General features: G+C 63.2%; 17 protein-coding genes. 4 read left to right on the forward strand and 13 right to left on the reverse strand.

Annotated features, from left to right (window positions below; translation table 11 throughout):
• Positions 1-209 precede the first annotated feature (209 nt).
• The 4 genes from KIP88_RS34820 to KIP88_RS34835 are packed head-to-tail and all read right to left on the reverse strand — an operon-like array spanning position 210 to position 3,149.
• The gene (locus KIP88_RS34820; RefSeq protein ID WP_214492708.1) at positions 210-827 is read right to left on the reverse strand and encodes an A24 family peptidase; all 618 of its coding nucleotides are present in this window, start codon (positions 825-827) and stop codon (positions 210-212) included.
• A complete protein-coding gene (locus KIP88_RS34825; protein WP_214492709.1) occupies positions 824-1,435 on the reverse strand; it encodes a hypothetical protein in 612 nt (203 codons plus the stop codon). The genes KIP88_RS34820 and KIP88_RS34825 overlap by 4 nt, the downstream gene beginning before the upstream one ends.
• Positions 1,432-2,043 carry a type II secretion system protein GspM gene (gene gspM, locus KIP88_RS34830; RefSeq protein ID WP_214492710.1) on the reverse strand — a complete coding sequence of 204 codons (612 nt, stop codon included), beginning with the start codon at positions 2,041-2,043 and terminating at the stop codon, positions 1,432-1,434. Before gspM ends, KIP88_RS34825 begins: the two co-directional genes overlap by 4 nt.
• Entirely contained in the window at positions 2,040-3,149 is a 1,110-nt protein-coding gene (locus KIP88_RS34835; RefSeq protein ID WP_214492711.1) for a PilN domain-containing protein, read from the reverse strand. Before KIP88_RS34835 ends, gspM begins: the two co-directional genes overlap by 4 nt.
• Before the next feature lie 779 nt (positions 3,150-3,928).
• Between KIP88_RS34835 and KIP88_RS34840 the strand changes: the two genes are divergently transcribed.
• The 3 genes from KIP88_RS34840 (at position 3,929) to KIP88_RS34850 (ending at position 7,095) form a co-directional block, all read left to right on the forward strand.
• The gene (locus KIP88_RS34840; protein WP_214492712.1) at positions 3,929-4,135 is read left to right on the forward strand and encodes a hypothetical protein; all 207 of its coding nucleotides are present in this window, start codon (positions 3,929-3,931) and stop codon (positions 4,133-4,135) included.
• 50 nt (positions 4,136-4,185) lie between these two features.
• On the forward strand, positions 4,186-4,335 hold the full coding sequence (locus KIP88_RS34845) for a hypothetical protein (RefSeq protein WP_214492713.1): 150 nt from the start codon (positions 4,186-4,188) through the stop codon (positions 4,333-4,335).
• A 579-nt stretch (positions 4,336-4,914) separates the two neighbouring features.
• The gene (locus tag KIP88_RS34850) at positions 4,915-7,095 is read left to right on the forward strand and encodes a GAF domain-containing protein (protein WP_214492714.1); all 2,181 of its coding nucleotides are present in this window, start codon (positions 4,915-4,917) and stop codon (positions 7,093-7,095) included.
• Positions 7,096-7,499: 404 nt separating this feature from the next.
• Here the strand turns inward: KIP88_RS34850 and KIP88_RS34855 are convergent, their stop codons facing one another.
• The 7 genes from KIP88_RS34855 to KIP88_RS34885 all read right to left on the reverse strand — a co-directional run bounded on the left by KIP88_RS34855 (position 7,500) and on the right by KIP88_RS34885 (position 13,581).
• Positions 7,500-7,664 carry a hypothetical protein gene (locus tag KIP88_RS34855; RefSeq protein ID WP_214492756.1) on the reverse strand — a complete coding sequence of 55 codons (165 nt, stop codon included), beginning with the start codon at positions 7,662-7,664 and terminating at the stop codon, positions 7,500-7,502.
• Positions 7,665-7,895: 231 nt separating this feature from the next.
• Entirely contained in the window at positions 7,896-8,639 is a 744-nt protein-coding gene (locus KIP88_RS34860; RefSeq protein ID WP_308163706.1) for a Crp/Fnr family transcriptional regulator, read from the reverse strand.
• A 356-nt stretch (positions 8,640-8,995) separates the two neighbouring features.
• Positions 8,996-9,643: a prepilin-type N-terminal cleavage/methylation domain-containing protein gene (locus KIP88_RS34865; RefSeq protein ID WP_214492716.1), complete on the reverse strand. Its 648-nt coding sequence runs from the start codon at positions 9,641-9,643 to the stop codon at positions 8,996-8,998.
• Positions 9,640-10,083 carry a prepilin-type N-terminal cleavage/methylation domain-containing protein gene (locus tag KIP88_RS34870; RefSeq protein ID WP_214492717.1) on the reverse strand — a complete coding sequence of 148 codons (444 nt, stop codon included), beginning with the start codon at positions 10,081-10,083 and terminating at the stop codon, positions 9,640-9,642. Before KIP88_RS34870 ends, KIP88_RS34865 begins: the two co-directional genes overlap by 4 nt.
• Complete coding sequence (locus KIP88_RS34875) at positions 10,083-10,523, reverse strand: GspH/FimT family pseudopilin (protein ID WP_214492718.1); 441 nt, start codon at positions 10,521-10,523, stop codon at positions 10,083-10,085. Before KIP88_RS34875 ends, KIP88_RS34870 begins: the two co-directional genes overlap by 1 nt.
• Positions 10,520-11,785, reverse strand: coding sequence for a type II secretion system F family protein (locus KIP88_RS34880; RefSeq protein WP_214492719.1), 1,266 nt, complete (start codon positions 11,783-11,785; stop codon positions 10,520-10,522). The genes KIP88_RS34875 and KIP88_RS34880 overlap by 4 nt, the downstream gene beginning before the upstream one ends.
• A 14-nt stretch (positions 11,786-11,799) precedes the next feature.
• Complete coding sequence (locus KIP88_RS34885; protein WP_214492720.1) at positions 11,800-13,581, reverse strand: GspE/PulE family protein; 1,782 nt, start codon at positions 13,579-13,581, stop codon at positions 11,800-11,802.
• 295 nt (positions 13,582-13,876) lie between these two features.
• Between KIP88_RS34885 and KIP88_RS34890 the strand changes: the two genes are divergently transcribed.
• Positions 13,877-14,644 (forward strand): type II secretion system protein GspK, encoded by a 768-nt coding sequence (locus KIP88_RS34890; protein ID WP_214492721.1) that lies wholly within the window; start codon positions 13,877-13,879, stop codon positions 14,642-14,644.
• A gap of 26 nt (positions 14,645-14,670) precedes the next feature.
• On the opposite strand, the gene KIP88_RS34895 is transcribed toward KIP88_RS34890, so the two are convergent.
• The gene (locus KIP88_RS34895) at positions 14,671-15,120 is read right to left on the reverse strand and encodes a hypothetical protein (RefSeq protein WP_214492722.1); all 450 of its coding nucleotides are present in this window, start codon (positions 15,118-15,120) and stop codon (positions 14,671-14,673) included.
• Positions 15,117-17,099, reverse strand: a complete 1,983-nt coding sequence (gene gspD, locus KIP88_RS34900; protein WP_214492723.1) for a type II secretion system secretin GspD — start codon at positions 17,097-17,099, stop codon at positions 15,117-15,119. The genes KIP88_RS34895 and gspD overlap by 4 nt, the downstream gene beginning before the upstream one ends.
• Positions 17,100-17,538: the final 439 nt, after the last annotated feature.

Below are 17,538 nucleotides of genomic sequence, written 5' to 3' on the forward strand. Positions count from 1 at the left end.
CATAGTAGCCACGGCCAACCCGATAATAGGCCTCTCCGAGGGCTCAGTGGGGCGGCGATTCCTTGGTAAGATATTCAGCTGGTTGACGAAAAACTGTAGCGACAGGCGTAGTGCTGCAAACACCGGCCCTTTGAACTGGACCAAAGGTATTTTAATACCATAGACGCTGTGTTATTTTGGCAGAACGAAGCCAATTTTAAGCAGTCCATTCATTGCAGCGAGCTTGCGACCCATGTCAGCCACAGGCCAACGGCAAGATGCGGCCCAAACGAGATCGCCTGCTTGCCGTGCAGGTCATGTCCTTGCGCTCGCAGGATCAGCAAACTGACCAGGGCGGAGACCACGGCGATCAACAGCAGGCCGGGAATTCCTTCCGCGCCGATCCAAAGGGTGCCCGCCGCGACGAACTTGACGTCGCCGAAACCCAGACCGTCAAAACCCCGCAGCCAGCGATAGCCGGCGCGGAACAGCGACGCGGCGGCAAAGACCAGGGCAGCCTCAAATCCGCGCCACCAGAAGTCCGCCGGGCCCCACAAATAGGCCTGTAGCGCTCCGCCGGCGGCCAACGCCAGCACCATGCTGTCCGGAATGATCCCGTAGCGGCCGTCAATGGCGCAAACGGAGGCCAACAGAACGACGAGGTAGCAGCCTGCGATGGCGGGCAGTGCCCAGCCGGGATCGCCTGCAAGGCCGATGGCGAACCAGACCGCACCGGCTATCAGGCCCCACGCTATGGCGACGTATGGCCGCCCAGGCGAGCGCAATGCCAGCGCTTCGCCAAAAAAACGGCTGGTACGGTCACCGGTCTTGCGGAGCGCGCGCATCATCTCCCGCTCGCATGCAGGGGCACCTGCAGCTTCTCGCTCTGCCCCTCCAGCACGACGTGCTCGGGGGTCACCGCGGCGACGCGCCAGCCGTCGATTTGCCCATTGACCTGAACCCAAACGCCCAGCGGACTTTGCGTCGTGACCAGGAACGCCTTCGCCACCCCATCGCTCATGAACACCCCTTTGAGGGTGATCCCCGCGTCCAAGGTCGCCATCGGCGGGGGTGGCGCGGAAACGGGTTCGGCCGCAACAAAACCCTGCCGGTTTCGCGAGAACAGCGGGCGCTGCACGATATTCTCAAAGCCTGCGGCGGCGCGCGCTTCGGAGGCCTTGGCGACCGGCCCACTTCTGCCAAACCAGGTCGGGGCCGTGACCGTCGAAAGCTCGAGCGAAATCACCGCGCTTAGTGTCATCACGCCGACCAGTGCGATCCAGGCCGCAAAACCCAGGATGAGCACGCGTGTCGCAGGCCGCAGCGCCATCAATTCGCTTCGGCTGGGCAGGTCGGTCCGCCCGAGCATGGCGGCGATCCTGGACGCCGCGAATTGCCGCGGTGAGCCGGTCATGCCCGAGAGCCGAAGCTGGACCATTTGCGCCAGCGACGTCATGGCATCCGCTCCGCCGAGGCCGATCCAGGGCCGACTTGCCCGCCACCTACGGCCGCCTCCCTTCCAGAAGGCTGCGAACCGTTGCGGATAGCTCCGTGAATCCTGAGCTCCGCCCTGATCGGACCGTCCTCCCCGTCCGCCAGGCTGCGGAACGAGGCCGAAGGGACGAACAATAGCGGCGTCTGGTTCTCGATCGTGAAGATCATGTCCCTGATGGCCTTCAGCGGCCCTTCGAGCTCTACACTGACGGCAATCATGTGCAACGGCTGGGAACGCCCGCCCTGCAACCCGCGGATAGCGAGCAGACTGACGCCGGCATTTGCCGCCATCGACTTCAAGCTCGCCTGCAGGTCGGCGCTGGCGACGCGCTCTTCGCTGCCGGGAAGGAAGGGATCGCCTGACCGCCCGACACTGCCGGCCGATTTCTTTGCCGTGCGGGTCACGTTCTGGAAATGCGCAAGCTGCGCCGCATTGTCCGAAATCTCTTCGCCCCTGCCGGCGAAGTGCGCCATGATCGGTGCGAAGAGGAAGACGACGACAAAGAGCATGGCGGCAGCATTGAAGGCCAGGAACGGCGTCCCGCGCGCCAATTTCAGATTCTGAATCATGGCGCGGCCCGGGATCTTGCGGTCGCCGCACGGGCGCCACGCAGCTTGAGCACGATGCTGAAGCGATCCTTGCGCTCGTTCGCATCCGGCGTAATCGCAGACGTCAGGGTCGCGCCCGAAAACAGCGGAGACTGATCGATGATGCGAACCAGACGGGCGGCATCCGCCGAAAACCCTGACAGCGTCACCGTGCCGTCGGCGATGCGGGTTTCGGTCAGAAAAGTATGTTCGGGCAGAATACGCGACAGCTCATCCCACACCGCAAGAATGCCGGTCCCGGCCTTCATCGCAAACAAGCGCGCCGCGGGATCGAGGCCGTCGCGGCCGCTTTGAGCTGATAGCCGCGCCTCGACAACGGCCGTCTCCAGCGCGGCGGCAACGCTGGCCTGGCGCCATTCGAAGACGACCAGGCCAAGCAGGGCAGCGCCGAGCGCGGCGACTGCCAGCAGCCGAACCGCCCGTAGCGCCCACACCGGATCCTCGTCACTGACGGCGCGGAACGTGATGACGGGTACGGCCTCGCCGCCGGCGTCTGCTACCGCCAAACAGTCGACATCCCGCGACGCCAGAGCGAGCTCCGACAAAGCCGCCTCGGCGCGATCACGCCTGATAATCCAGTGACACATCGGCACGACGCCGGCCGATTCCTGGCCCATTGCGGTTGCGGCATGCCAGATATCCGAAAGCTGGAATGGCGTTCGCCGCAATATGTCCTGCTCAAGGATCTTGGGCAGGGCGCCAAAGGCCGCCTTGGGCACGCTCAACTCACGCAGAAAGAAAAGCTCTCGCGAAATCACCGGCGCCACGGTCGTCGCATCCCGCGTCACGCCCTGCTCGGTGAGCCACTGATCGAGCGCGGCCGCGTTGAAAAGCGGCAATGGAATCCGGATTTCCGCTGGACCCGTGGCAGACACCAGGCGGCATGTGACGCTGTCGCCATCCCGCCAAAGCGTGACCTGCGGCCTCACCTCGCCCTCAGCCCATTCGCGCCAGCGCGCAGGAACGGCCTCGCGCAGGCCCGACAGCCACCATTGCGCAAAGCCCTTGCCCCACGCCGTGAGGACGTGGAGGCCACCGGCGCGGGCTGGCAGATCGGCAACAGGCATGGATCGTCACTTCTCGGATCGAGGTATTCGATTCGAATGAGCGAAGCCTATTTACTAATTCTTTACGAAGAGTAACGAGCGGCCGTTCACCGGCTGCGTGAGGTGCTCGGCGGCCCTCAGTCCGTGCTTCAACTGGGTTCGATCATTCGCTTACCGTCTTGTTTAGACGCGATTATTCGAAACCTGGGCGGCACGCCTCAGGGCCCAGACCCAAAATCGCCAAAACAACCCCATGCAAAGTAGAATGGGCCCCGGCCCGCAGCACTCACGCCGCTTGCATCCGGGACACGAAATGGTCCGTCGTCACGGCTCAACCTGATCTCATCTGCTCTAGCTCTAGAAGCCGTCCAAGGACGCGCTGAGGTCCTCAGCTCTGAGGCTCTCGTGTTGATTGCCGCACCCATCAAAACGCATGTGCGAGCAGTTCTAAGTCACCGCAGGCCTATCCAAAGCCAACCCTATCAGGCCGCCTCGGAGATTGGCTGAGTGATAGTGTAGAGGCGTTTCTCAAGGTCGGCGACCGTGACGATCAGGTTGTCGCGCCGCGCGAAGACAACCGCGCGTGGAGGCATTGCACAATGCCGCAGTATCCCGGGCTCGGTGCTGGCCTGTTTCCGATCTCAGCGCCGTTGGGAGTTCACCTCCGGGGTGATCAATTTTGAACAGCTTTTCCCGTCGGGGGATCGCACACTTAGTCCATCACCGCACGGTCTTTGGCGTCTATCGGTGACTGAGAGACCTAGCGCTCTCGCCTTTCTCTGACGGAATGGAGCAGCGCGATGTCGCAGCAACGCCGCCGTTTCAAACACGAGAAGACCTTCCAAGAACGCCTAACGGAAGAAGCCGTCCGATTTAAAGAGGCTGCGGAAAAACTGCCGCCTGGCAGCCATGCCCAGGAACTGCTTTTGCGACGAGCCCGGCAAGCCGAGACCGCTTCCCACGTCAATGAGTGGCTTTCCTCGCCCGGTCTGCGCACGCCCCAGTGAGCATTGAAACAGCAGAGATGGTGTGGGCTATCCTGAAAGGAGGTCCGAGGATGACATCGCTAGGTTGCGCACGCAAGTCGGCGCCCGAGGACGAACACCAAGACCAGCCGTCGCGCATCGCCCAGGCCCAGCAAGTTGCTGAGGAATACGCCAGCGATCAGCGGGAGATTATCAAGAAGCTCCGCAAGCCGCTCAATTAATTAGGCCGCCTCAATTGGCGGCCTCTTTCGCGCAGGCTGGACCGCACGACAGACTCGCCCATGCGCCGGCGCCGATTGAGGAGAAAGCGCAACCGGCAGTGACACAACAAAGGGTGCGGGGCTTCGGTCCCGCGGCTGACAGGGATTCGTTTAATTTGCGTTGTGTGCACAAGTGAGCAGAACCGCCGAGGCTAGAAGCGCATTATACCGCCGTCACCGCCCGGCTCTTGGCTCCATCGGTGATGAGAACGCCCGGTTGCGCTCCCGCCCACTCGAACAGGAGCAGCGCCGTGCAGCAGCGACGCCCCTTCAAGCAAACACAATCACTCGAAGAACGTCTTGCCGATGAAGCAAAGCGCTTGCGGATAGAGGCACGAGGAACTCCGCCAGGTGTCGAGCGAGAACGGCTAATCCGGCGCGCGCGCCATGCGGAGACAGGTTCTCGCATCAGCGAGTGGCTCACGTCCCCCGGTCTGCAAACGCCGAGGTGAGGCCACCTCAATACCCGTTTCATCCTTTCCCTTACGGCCTCGATCTACGACAGTCGGGTGGCCCGCCCAGACCGCGAAGGATATCCACGTGTTAGCGGAAACCCAGACCGGCCAACCCTTCCTTTCCCTGGTACATGACGCTGGAGCCGAGCGGACGCCGGAAGATCTGCGCGAACGCGAACGGTGGCTGTCGGGACAACGTGAAGCTTTCGAAGCGGCCCTGAGCGACGCTCCGCTGACCACGTCGCTAGGCATCCTCGCGGACGCGGTCACCGACCGGTTCGGCCCAGGCGTGCGGGCGGCGTTCTATCTGGCGGACGACGAAGGCAAGACGCTGCACCATATCGTCGGCATGTCGGACGACTACGCGAAGGCGGTGGACGGCTTTGAGATCGGTCCCGAATCCTTGGCCTGCGGCCTGGCTACCCATCTGGGCAAAGCCGTCCTGACACCGGACGTGAGGCGCGATTCCCGCTGGGAGAAGTGGGTATGGCTGGCCGACGAATTTGGTTATCGCGGTTGCTGGAGTTTTCCGCTTCACACCGCCAACGGCCGCTTCGTCGGGACCTTCGCGGTCTACTGGCCTGGCCCGCGAGAGGCGACGTCACAGGATCTGGAGCGCGTGGAAATCGTCGTCCAGACCGCCGCGATGATCATCGCGCGACATCGGGATGCCGAGCAGCGAAGGACAGACGAGCAAGCGCTTCGGGAAGCACGCAGCCAACTGGAATCCGAGCTTGCGGATAGCGAACTGCTGCGCCAACTCAGCTTCGAACTTCTGGACGAGGATGACGAAAACAAGCTCTACCAAAAGCTGGTGGAAGCAGCGGCCGCGATCATGCAATCCGAAGTATGCACCGTGCAGGTTTTCCACCCGGAGCGCGGTCTCGCCGGCGAACTGCAGATGCTGGCGTCGCGAGGGTTGCCTCCCGCGGGCATCAAGTTCTGGGAATGGGTCCGTGCCGACTCCGGCTGCACGTGCGGCGAGGTCCTGCGGACCGGCCGCCGCGCCATCGCCGAGGAAGTGGCGACCTGTGCGTTCATGGCCGGCAAGCCCGACCGGGAGGCGCTGCTCGAGAATGGCATCCAAGCCGGACAAAGCACCCCGCTGATCGCCCGCAGCGGCAAGCTGGTTGGGATGATTTCGACGCATTGGGCCAATCCGCATCGGCCTCCAGAGCGCGCGCTCCGCATGCTAGATATCCTGGCGCGGTCGGCAGCCGATCTGGTCGAGCGCAAACGCATCGCCGAGACCCAGAAACTCCTGCTCAACGAACTAAACCACCGCGTGAAGAACACGCTTGCCGTGGTCCAGGCCATGGCGCAGCGGACGCTCGCGAAATCGAACGACCCGAAGGTGTTCGCCAAGAGCTTCGGCGGCCGCGTGCAGGCGCTGGCGCGTGCCCACACCATGCTGAGTGATAAAAGCTGGCAGCCCGCCGATCTCCGCGAGATGATCGGCGATCAGATACTTCTGGGGTCTGCGGACGCGGGCCGGTTGACGGCGGTCGGTCCCGTCGTGCGGCTGGATGCGCAGTCGGCGCTGCACATGGCTCTCGTCCTGCACGAACTGGGAACGAATGCCACGAAGTATGGGGCGCTGTCCGTGCCGACCGGCGAAGTATCGGTAGCGTGGACGATCGGCGACGCGCTTCGCATACGTTGGACTGAGCGCGGCGGACCGCGCGTCGAACCGTCTTCGTCGAGGGGCTTCGGCACGACGTTGATTGCCCAGAGCGTGAAGGGTCAGGGCGGTGAGGCGCACATGACTTCCGAGCCGGAAGGGATAACGTGGCGAATCGTCCTTCCGCTCGGCGCCGGCGTTGTCGGCGAACCCGGAACGGAGCCCTCCAAAGCGACGGCCCCGAAGGCCGACGGCAAGGTCGACGCCCGCATCCTCGCGGGGCGCCGCTTCCTGGTCGTCGAGGACGAGCCGCTGATCGGGCTCGACATCGTCGCGGCCCTCGAAGAGGCCGAAGCCGTCGTCGAGGGACCGGTTACGACGGTCGAGGAGGCGTGCGACCTGATCGAACGCTTGCGCTTCGACGGTGTACTGCTCGACGCCAATCTCTACGGTCGCCCGGTGGACGCGATCGTCGCCGCTTTGTCGCGCAGGAACGTGCCCTTCGCATTCGTCACCGGCCACAACAGCGACGGACTGCCGGAAGCTTTTCGGGCGATTCCCATCGTGAGCAAGCCCTGCCGCGCCGAGCAGATCGTCGAGGCGTCGGTACGAATGATCGCGAGGGCGAAAGGCATTGTTCGCTGAAATGGCGGCTTGTCCAAAGGCGAAGGGGCTCCGCAAACCCGGATATTGCCCGCTTAGCGTGGGCGCGGCGGATCGCCGCGGAACTGGCACTACGTGGTCTTTGTCGTAGGAACCTGCTCAACGTTGGCACGTTCAAGCGTTCATGACAAATGATGACACTCCCTCGTCAACCGCGGACGCCGAGCAAAGGATCGACCACGCTGTGGATGCCATCCGCAGCATGTCCCAAAACCTCGCCGACGAAGTCGCGCCTCGTCCGGGCTTGCTCGACAGGTTGAGCGCGGCTACGCGCGAGGCGCCCATCCAGTCACTGGCAATTGCATTCCTTGTCGGTGTCATCCTAGCGCGTCGATGATGCGGTCGCGCGCGCCCATCCCACTTCAGCTTTCTAGAAAAGGCCAGCCTTACTCCGTCCTGTCCGCCATCAGCTTCTCGATCTCGCCGGCGAGCTGCCTAAAATGGATGGCGAGGCGCTGGTAAAGCTCGCGCTTCTGCACAGCCGTCGCGCTTCTGGCGATCTGCTCCGCATAGTCGGCTTCGGCGCGTAGCTTCTCAGCGCTGGCCTTCATGTCTTGCATCGACTTTACCCAAGCCACTGTAAACTCGGCGAGTGTAGCCGGTCGTAAAACGGCCCCGGCGCGAGCCGTTACGCCGGGGCCATCCAAAGTATTTCCATTTCAAATAGCCAGATAGCGTAGTGGGGTACGCATCCGGCGTGTCGATACAAGCGGGAAAAGGCAGCCACGTCTGTCCAATAGTGAACGTAACGCAGATGATGTCGAGCCCACGGAGCGCAATGCTTACGATCGATTGCTCGACGCGCGTGGCGCCAGATAGACTCTGCCCAGCAACTCCTCAAAATGCTGCCCGACTGTCGCATCGCAGAGGCAAGATTTCTGGCGCAGCGCAGCGGCGTCGCTAACCAGGAATGATCCGCGCCCGGTCTCAAGAATGCCTTCGGCTTTGAACGTTTCGATCACCCTGCTGGCATAGCTACGCCCCACGCCCAGCATATTTGCGAGCTGGTCGTGCGTAAGGGGAACGAGATCATGGCCGGTTCGCTCCATGATCGCGACGATCCATTTGGCGGCGCGCTCTTCTATCGAATGCGCGGCGTTGCAAGCGACCGACTGAACCGTCTGCGCGAACAGGCAGTCGGCATAACGCGCAAACGCATCCATCAGCGTAGACGATTTCCGCTTGGCTGTTTCGAGCTTGGCGATCGGCAATCGGATAAATGGGCCGGCCAACCTCACGACGATGCGAGTGTATGCCGGGAGTCTTGCGCGGCTGACGATGCCTCCAACGGCTCCGTCACTTCCGATCTGGACCGCGTCGATCTCGCGACCGTCTTCCATTACGACCACGAACGAAACCAGGCTGGGGCCGCACGGAAAGTGGATCATCTCAACCTGGTCGCCTGGGCCGCAGAGCACCAGTCCCTCTGGGAGGTCGACTTTGTCCAGGTAAGGCGCGAGCAGACCGAAGTCGCTGTCACTGATGCATCGCAGCAAACTGTTAAACGAACGACTCCTGCTCGGCACCCGACGATCCCCTTCGCAAATCACCTGCCGACGTCCCGCATTGTCTGCGCGACGTCATGCAGCGAAAAGAAAGGCGATATCGGGTACCCACAAACTTCGTCGGTACTAAAGTGCACACAAGCAAGAATAAAGCTTGCCGTCGAATGGCGCTCCAGGCCTCCGGAAGGGCGGCGGTGCCTGCCGAGGTGACTAGTGTACAAAAGTGCACAAACACGCACCTGCGTCGGTGCTGCGGGGGAGCGCTGGGGTCATTACATGAGAGCTGAGCTGGTTAGCGTTCTGTTTTATTCTCCGCGCCATGAAAAGCGATCGTGAAATCGAGGTCTTTGTTCAGGCGGCTTCGCCTTTAAGACCATCTAGCCTTGGCGCAGCGCCACGATGGTGGCGGGCTCGTTGCGCCGCTCGTCCTTAAATTCGATCCGGATCGAGACCAGATCCGGCAGCCGCTCGGCGCGAACCCAATCGGCACGCCAAGCCGGTTTGACCTTGGCATCGACGGTGCCGAAATAACCAATCCGGATTTCGCGCACGCCGCTAAGCACCACGACCCGGGTTGCGGCTGGCTCGGGGTTCTCCTTCGAGTGCGCCGCCCCGTTAAGCGCTACGAAGTCCGCAACGATATCGCCGCCGCTTCGTCGCAAGACGACCTTCTGCGGCCCGCCTCGCAGCGACCGTCCCTCGCTCAACCCCACGAAGGAGATCGCCTCGCCGCGACCGTCGAACCCGATGGCGTCTTTTGGACCTGCCCCGTCAAACCGGACCGGGAGCGCCGACCCCACCAGCGCAGCGACGGTCTGGATCGCGGCACTGGTCTCACTCCCGATCTCGCTGGCGCGATCGGCGCCGAAAGCCTGCCGTGCCATCGACAATCCGCCGGCCAGAAAGCCCGTCAGGATCGCCAGGATGGCGAGCGACAGCAGCAGTTCGATCAGCGTCAGCCCCTGCTCGCCCCGCCGGCGCGCAGCAACGCGGGCGATCAGCCGGCTACGGACCGCGCGCGTCATGGCTTCGCCTCGGTCGCAAGCTTCAACGCCGCGAGCTTGATGGCGGTGCCGTCCGGCGCCTCGACGGCTATTTCAACCCAGAACGACTGCAAGGCGCCATTTGCGGGTGCAGGCCGCGCGCCTTGCGCCGGTCGCGTATCGCCGGCGGGACGAAGTTCCGTGACGGTCTGCCGCCACCGGAATTTGTTCGCAACCAAACCTTCCCGGTAGCCCGGCGCAAGCGCCTCGGAAATCCCTGCGGCTTCGAGACGGGACTGCGCAACGCGCAGTGCGGTGCGATTGACCTGCGTGCGCGCATCGGAACGCATCGCCACCACCACGCCGGTCGATATTGCGCCGAGCCCCAATGCCAGGATGACGAAGGCAACGAGGATTTCGAGCAGCGCAAATCCGCGCTCGCTGCGGCGCTTGATAAATACTCGCCTGGATCGCGTGCCCATCATTGGATCAACCGCGGTTCGCCGGTCAGCCAGTTGACGGCGATGCGGGCCGATCGCCCATCCAGCGTCAGCGCGATCTCGCCGCCGGAAGACTGGCCGTCCGGATAGAATCTGATGCCGCCGAGATCGCCGAAGCGTTCCGTCTCGGCAACCACCACCGCGGCAATCATTCCACGCGGCAGATTGTGCATGGAATTCGGCAGGCCGAACCGGGCTTTCTCCACGTCGATCCGGAACAGCGTTTCGGTATTGCTCGACATCGCCTGCGCGCGGGCCAGTTGAAGCGTCGCCGTGACGGAGCGGGCCGTGACGGCGACACGGGTGGCCACGGCTTTTGGTTTAGCGGACAGCGTGCCGGCAAGGACAAGCCCGATGATCCCGATGACCACCAGCAATTCGGCCAGCGTGAACCCGGCTGATGATCGTGGAGCGCGCTTCATTGGAACGCGAGATTGTTGATCGACAGCACGGCGCTCATCACATGCATGATGAGCCCGCCGATGCTTCCGCCGATGACCAGGGTCAAAGCCGGCGTCAGCAGGCCGACCATGCGCTCGATGCGCCGCTGCAGGTCGGCCTCGATCACGCTTGCCACCTGAATGAGCATGGGGCCGAGTTGGCCGGATTCCTCTCCGACGGCGACGAGGCGAAGCGATGCCGGCGGTAACAAGCCATCCCCTTCGAACGCGCGGTGCAGCGGCGTGCCTTCCGGAACACGCTTGATGGCGCCGTCATAGAGCGCATTCAGATGCCGGTTGGTGACGAGCGCACGCGCGGTCTGCATCGCCGACATCAACGGCACCCTTGCGACCAGCAGCGTGCCGAGCGCCCGCGCAAAGCCGCCGGCCTCGCGGTTTCGAAGGAGTCCGCCAATCACCGGCAGCGAGCATTTCAAACGATCGGCGCCAAGCATAACTTCCGGATTTTGCTTCGCCTTGCCCCACAACACGAAACCCGCTGCACCACAAAGAGCGACTGCCAGCAGGACGATCAGCCAGTTGTCCTGAACCTCCTCGAAGAAATGCAGGATGCCGGGAAGCGGAAGGCCGGCATCGACGAAGATCGGCGAGATGCTGGGTATCAGCACGAACACAATGACCACGACCGACACCAGTGACATCAGGATCAGGATCATGGGATAGACGAGCGCGGAGGCAATCTTGTTGCGAATCTCGAGCCGGCGCGCCAGCAATTCGGCGATCTGCTTGAGGACCTGCCCGGTAACCCCTCCGGCTTCGCCGGCAGCCAAAATGGCCCGGTAGTCCGATGGAAACACGTCGGGCCGTTGCGCCATCGCCTCCGAAAGCTGCAATCCGGCCAGAACGTCCTTGAGAAGCCCGTTGGCGAGACGCGCGGTTTTCGGCGCGGCGCCCGGCCCTGCGATGATCCGGAACGCGGTATCGAGTGTCAGCCCGGAATTGGTCAGCGAAGCCAGTTCGACCGTAAAGGCCGTCAGTTCCTTCAGGCTGAAGCGGTTCGATTGAACGAGCTCCCGTTTCCAGACCGACGTCTCGGCTTCACGCGCCGGAGCGGATGGCTGGCCCGAGCGTTCCGCCGTCCGGTCAGTCACGCCGTAGGTTTCGAACGGCGTCAGCCCCGAGCCGTAGAGCGCGTCGATGGCCGCATCGAGGCCTTCGGCAACGATCGTCCCCGCCGTGACCGCGCCTCGCGCCGTATAAGCCTTGTAGTGAAAAGTTGCCACAGGCCGTGCTCCCTTTACGACGCGCGGGTAACGCGAAGGACTTCTTCGAGCGAAGTCTCGCCGGCCCCGACCTTCAGCAGGCCATCCTCGTAGAGCGTGTGAAAGCCTGCTTCACGCGCGATCTGCTCGATCGCGCGCTGGTCCTGGCTCCTTCTTCCGATCGTTTCGCGGATCGCGTCGTCGACCACCAGCAGTTCCGATATCGTGGTGCGGCCGCTATAACCGGTATTGCCGCACGCCTCGCAGCCAACCGGCTCACGGCTGTGCGACCAATCTATTCGCGGATTGCCTGCTATCGCCATCTTGAGTTTGCCATGCGCGCGCTCGCCGTCGCTGTGCGGCCGCGAGCAGACCGGGCAAAGCTTTCTGACCAGACGCTGAGCCATCACGCCCGCAATCGTCGAGGCGAGAAGGTAGCGTTCCAGTCCGATGTCGATCAGGCGCGTAATCGCGGCAATCGCACTGTTGGTGTGCAAGGTCGAGAACACCAGATGGCCCGTCAGCGACGCCTGGATGGCGATGCGCGCGGTTTCGAGATCGCGGATTTCGCCGATCATGACGATATCAGGGTCCTGGCGCAGGATTGAGCGAAGCGCCGTCGGGAAGTCGAGACCAATCTGGGGCTGGACCTGGATCTGATTGATCCCCGAGAGCTGATACTCGATCGGATCTTCCACGGTGAACAGCTTCAGTTCGGGTCGATTGAGATCCTTCAACGCAGTGTAGAGCGTCGTCGTCTTGCCGCTTCCGGTCGGGCCGGTGACCAGAATGATGCCGTTCGGAAGCGCCATCAGGCGCTGGAGACATTCTTGCGTCCTGCCGTCGAGCCCGAGCTTGGTGAAGTCGAGCTCCACCCGGGTCCGGTCGAGGATTCTCATCACGACGCTTTCGCCGAACACCGTCGGCAAGGTCGAGACACGGATGTCGATCTCGACGCCGCGAACCACGGTCTTGATGCGGCCGTCCTGCGGCAATCGCCGCTCGGCGATGTCAAGCTTGGCCATGATCTTCACGCGCGTCGTCAGTGCTGCCCGCAGCGTCGCGGGCACGAGGCGCTCCTGCTGCAAAAATCCGTCGACGCGGAATCGAACGGCGACGGCGTCGCGTCCGGGTTCGATGTGCACGTCGGACGCGCCACGCTCGACGGCCCTTGCAATGATCTGGTTCACCAGACGGATGACCGGCGCTTCGTTGGCGATATCGCGCAGGCGCTCGACGTCGAATTCGCTGCCGTCGTTGCCTGATATCGCGATGTCGTCGGTTTCCTCAGGCGGCGTCTCGGACGCCGCGTCCTGATACAGCGTCCGCAAGGCGCGCTCGATTTCCGCCGGAGCAATCACGGCGAGATCGACGCGCACGTCGAGCATGTAGCTGATGGCCTTTACGGACTCATCGACAAAGGGATCGGCGGTGGCGATCAACAGGCGCCGGCCGTCGAACGAGATCGGCAGGATCCGATTGGTCTTGAGGAAAGAGAACTGCAAGCGGTCCGGCAGGACGGGACGGGACGGGATTTCCGCCGGTTCGATCAGAGGAAGACCGCAATAGGTCGCGTAGGCCAGACAGAGGTCGGCCTCGGAGATCAGACCGAGTTTGACCAGCACGAGATCGAAACGCTCGGAAGCCGCTTCGGCGGCCCGCCGGGCCCGGCCGACGGCGGCGGCATCGACCAGGTCCTTGCCGACCAGAAGGTCGGCAAACGCCTGCGCGAAGCCGGCGTCCCTTGGCCTTGGCAATTCCGTTCCCCGGCTTGGCGGCGCGGCCGGGCGCAACAATTGCTGGATATCGAATGACATTCGCGCACTCGGCGGTGGGGTCTGCGTCGGCGCGATTCTAGGGGGTTTTGATTAACCAAAGCTTTGACGCTTTGTTTGCCATTCCCGCGTAAATATCGACCGAGGACGCAAGGTTAGGCCGCTGGCCGGCCCAGCAAGGCTTATCGACGTGGCAATCCGGCCAAAGGCTCGAACACACCGATTCCCCGTCCCTGATCGGCCGGAATGCCCCTCCCTGCTCCACTCCAAGGCCCGACAATCAGGCTTCGCACTGGTCGCGGTAATCTGGACGTTGGGCCTGATTACGCTGCTTGGAATGGCTGTCATCGTCGGCGCGCGTTACCGCACCAAGACGTCGTCGAACTACGCCTCGGTGACCGCAGCCGAGATGGCGGCAGAGAGTGCCGTCAACCTGGCGATTGCCACGGCGCTGACTGCTGCGCCCGAACAAGCCGTTAATTTTCCGTTGCGGTGCCGATTGCCCGGCGGCGAACGCGCCACGATCACGGTCGAGGAAGAGACCGGAAAGATCGACCTGAACACGGCGAGCCCGGCCGCATTGACGCGCCTCTTCACTGCGCTCACGGGCGATCAGTCGAGAGGAGGTCGCATCGCCTCGCAGATCCTCGAATTCCGCAATCCCAAGGCGCAGGGCACGGCGGCCACCAAGCCGACCGAAGCACGCTTCACGACCGTGATGCAACTGGACCAGATCGACGGCATGTCGCCTCGGCTGTTTCGAACAGCGCTTCGCCATGTCACGGTTCGCTCCGGGCGGCCGGAGCCCGACATGGAAGCCGCCTCCCCCGCCATGCTTAGACTGCTCAGTGTCGAGCCGAAGCAGGCGACCGCCAAGCGAGGGCTGCCCACAGGCGGCAGCATGACCATCCGCGCGGACATCAGCGCCTCAGACGGCACGCGCTTCATACGGGAAGCACTGGTTTCGCTGGAGGGCGGTAACGGGCGCCCCTACGTCATCCGCGAATGGCGGCGCGGGGATATCGATTCATCAAGCTCGCGGCAGGAGCGTCCCCAAGGCGCGGCGCGCGCGTGCCTGCAAGTGCGCGAAGCAGCGGCAAGCTGACCTTCCATCGACTCCAAAAGCTGCAACTAGCCTTTTGAATTGAGCACGACCGGTGGCGGCAGAGGTGGTGGCGGCGGCGGACGGACCGAGCCTTCGAGTTTTAAACGCTCCTCGACGACGGCGGGGCCCGGCTCCATCACGGTGCAGCCCTTGTAGCGCTGCAGATCCGCCAGCGCGTCGAGCCGCCTGCGTTCATCGATGAGCTGCTTGGGCGCATCCAGCGGATATCGTTCGTAGCCGTAGCCGGCCAGCGGCCCCACCGACAGCCAATACTCCAGCCGTGCGGCGCGCCGCGCCGCATAACGGAAGGACGCCGCGATACCGTTGCAACTCATGGATTCATCGACCGGCAAGACGGCATAGGGCGGCGGCGGTTCGATGATCGGATAGGCATAGGTCACACAGCCGGCCAGCGAGCAGGCCATGCTCGACAACAGCGAGAAATTCCTCAAACAGGCTGCCGCTCGTTTCGTCACTGTGACGTTATCCGCTGCATCGTATTGGCCGGCGTGCGCTCGCGCGACGTCGTGTGGGGCATGTAGACATGCATCTTGCGCCGGTATTCCTCCGTCACGAGACGGCCTTCCGTGCCGTCGCGGACAACCTTGGGCGTGATCAGGATGACGAGTTCGGTCTTCTGGACCTGATCGCCCCGGTTCGAGAACGCGGCGCCGAGCCCGGGTATGTCGCCGAGCAGCGGGATCTGGTTGCTGGTCTTGTTGGCCTGCTCCTGGATCATGCCGCCGAGCGCGAGGACCTCGCCGTCGTTGACGACGACGGTGGTCTTCACCCGACGCTGCTGGATGGTCGGCGAGTCGATCCCGGATGACGTGGTTTTCACCACGGCGCTGACTTCCTGCTCGATCTCGAGCTGTACCCGGCCGCTCTCATTGATGCGCGGCGTCACCGAAAGGATCACGCCGGTGTCCTGCATGGTGATCGAGTTGACGATCGCCGTTTGCGCCGTCACGGTGCTGGTCGCGGTCTGCGTGGTGATCGGCACCTGATCGCCGATCTGCAGCCTGGCCGTCTTGTTGTCGAGCACCATCAGCGAAGGTGTCGAAATGACATTCACGCGTGTGATCGCGTTCAATGCGCTGAGCGTCGACGCGATGCTGGCTGCGTTGACGGCATAGTTGAACCCGGGAAATACGGATGCGACGCCGCCGGTCAGCGCATTTGTGAACGTGGCGGTCGGCGTGCGGTTTTTCGCTAGCGCCCATTGCACGCCATACTGCAGCTTGTCGTTCAGCGCCACCTCCGCGATGACAGCTTCGATCAGGACCTGGCTGGCGACGACGTCGAGCCCCTGAATGACACGAAGCACGCGCTGGTAATCCCGCTCATTGGCCATGATGAGGAGCGAGTTCTTTGTCTCGTCGGCGACGATCTTGAGCGGCGGTTCATCGCCCACCCTGCTGGAGGACGGAGACGAAGATGGCTCCACCGAATCCGGCGCCAATGTTTCCGTCTCGTTGTTCAAAGCGCGCTGCAAGCTTTGCAGATCGTTGCCGGAACTGACTCCGCGAAGCCCGATCCCTGCACCCTGATCGATATCCGGCGTCGCGCCACCTGCTCCCAGCGATTTTGCCGAGCTTGCCGAGAAGCTCGCCTGCTTCGATCGCGGCGAAACGCTGCGCGTCGGCGGCTTCACCACCTTCATTTCATTCGCGAACATGGATTGCAGTACGCCGGCGAGCTCCGCCACCGGCCGGTTCTGCACCTGATAGACGTGAAGCTGCCGCTCGGAGCCTGCTGCCTTGGCATCGAGCCGCCTGATCCAGTTCTGCGCTCTCGGCAAATAGCTCGGCTGCGAGGTCACGACCAGAATGGCGCCAAGCCGGGTGTTGGCGATGAACCTCACGCGGCCCTTGAGCGGTCCCTCTTTTTCGGCCGCGAAGATCGCCTTCAGTTCGTCGACCATTTTTTCCGGCTGGGGCGTTTTCACCGGAACGACGGCAAACGACATGCCCTTCATGACATCGACGTCGAAGACCGAAATCGAGTCGAGCATGCTTTCGATTTCCGCCGGCGAGCCCTTGAGCGCGAGAATGTTGCGCGCATCGTCGGCCTGCACGATGGCGCCCTTCGGCACCATCGGCTCCAGCACGCGGGCGACTTCGGTGGCGGAAACGTATTTCAGGGAAACGACGCGAATGCCGTTGCCGGCAATGGCGCTCTCGGCCGGACCATCGCCGGTCGCAATCACGCCCGTGGCCGCCTGGTCGGCCGGCGCAATCCGGTAGGTGCCACGGCTTTGCACCAGCACCGCGCCGATCGGCACCAGCGCGGTCTGGAACATCTCCATCGCCTCGGCCTTGCTGACCGGACGCGTCGTTTGCACGGAAATGACGCCGTCGACGCGAGGGTCGACGACGTAGTTCACGCCGATCATGTCGCCGAGGACGGTCTTGGCGGCCTGCTGAAGCGGAACGCTCGCCAGATTGAGAACCACGTTCCCGTCCGCCCCTGCGGTCTTCCGTTTTGAATACGTCCCGCCGATCATGCTGCCGCTGCCGCCATCGATGACGGCAACGGCCTGCGACGAGGGTGACGGAAGCGGCACGGCGCCCGTAGGGCCGCCGTCATATGCATAGGTTTGCTCGAGGGAAACCGGCTGTCCTGAAGCCAGTCTGGGCTGTGACACCGTGGTCAAAGGCGTCGTGGTGGTAGTGGTGCAGCCCGACACAACGAGTATAGCCGCCGAACAGGCGGCTAATCTCGTCGCAAGGCTACGAGAAGGCAACAAAGGCAAAACCCCCAACGACTTCGCGCCGTGGACGATTTTTGGCGCGTAAATATTTGGTAAAACATCATAGTTAATCGACAGTAAATCGGCCGGCCCGCTGGAGGCGTGCAGCCAGGATGCGTCCAGGAAAACCTGGAAAAATAGC

Origin of the sequence: Bradyrhizobium sp. SRL28, assembly GCF_018596315.1 — a bacterium.
GTDB lineage: Bacteria > Pseudomonadota > Alphaproteobacteria > Rhizobiales > Xanthobacteraceae > Bradyrhizobium.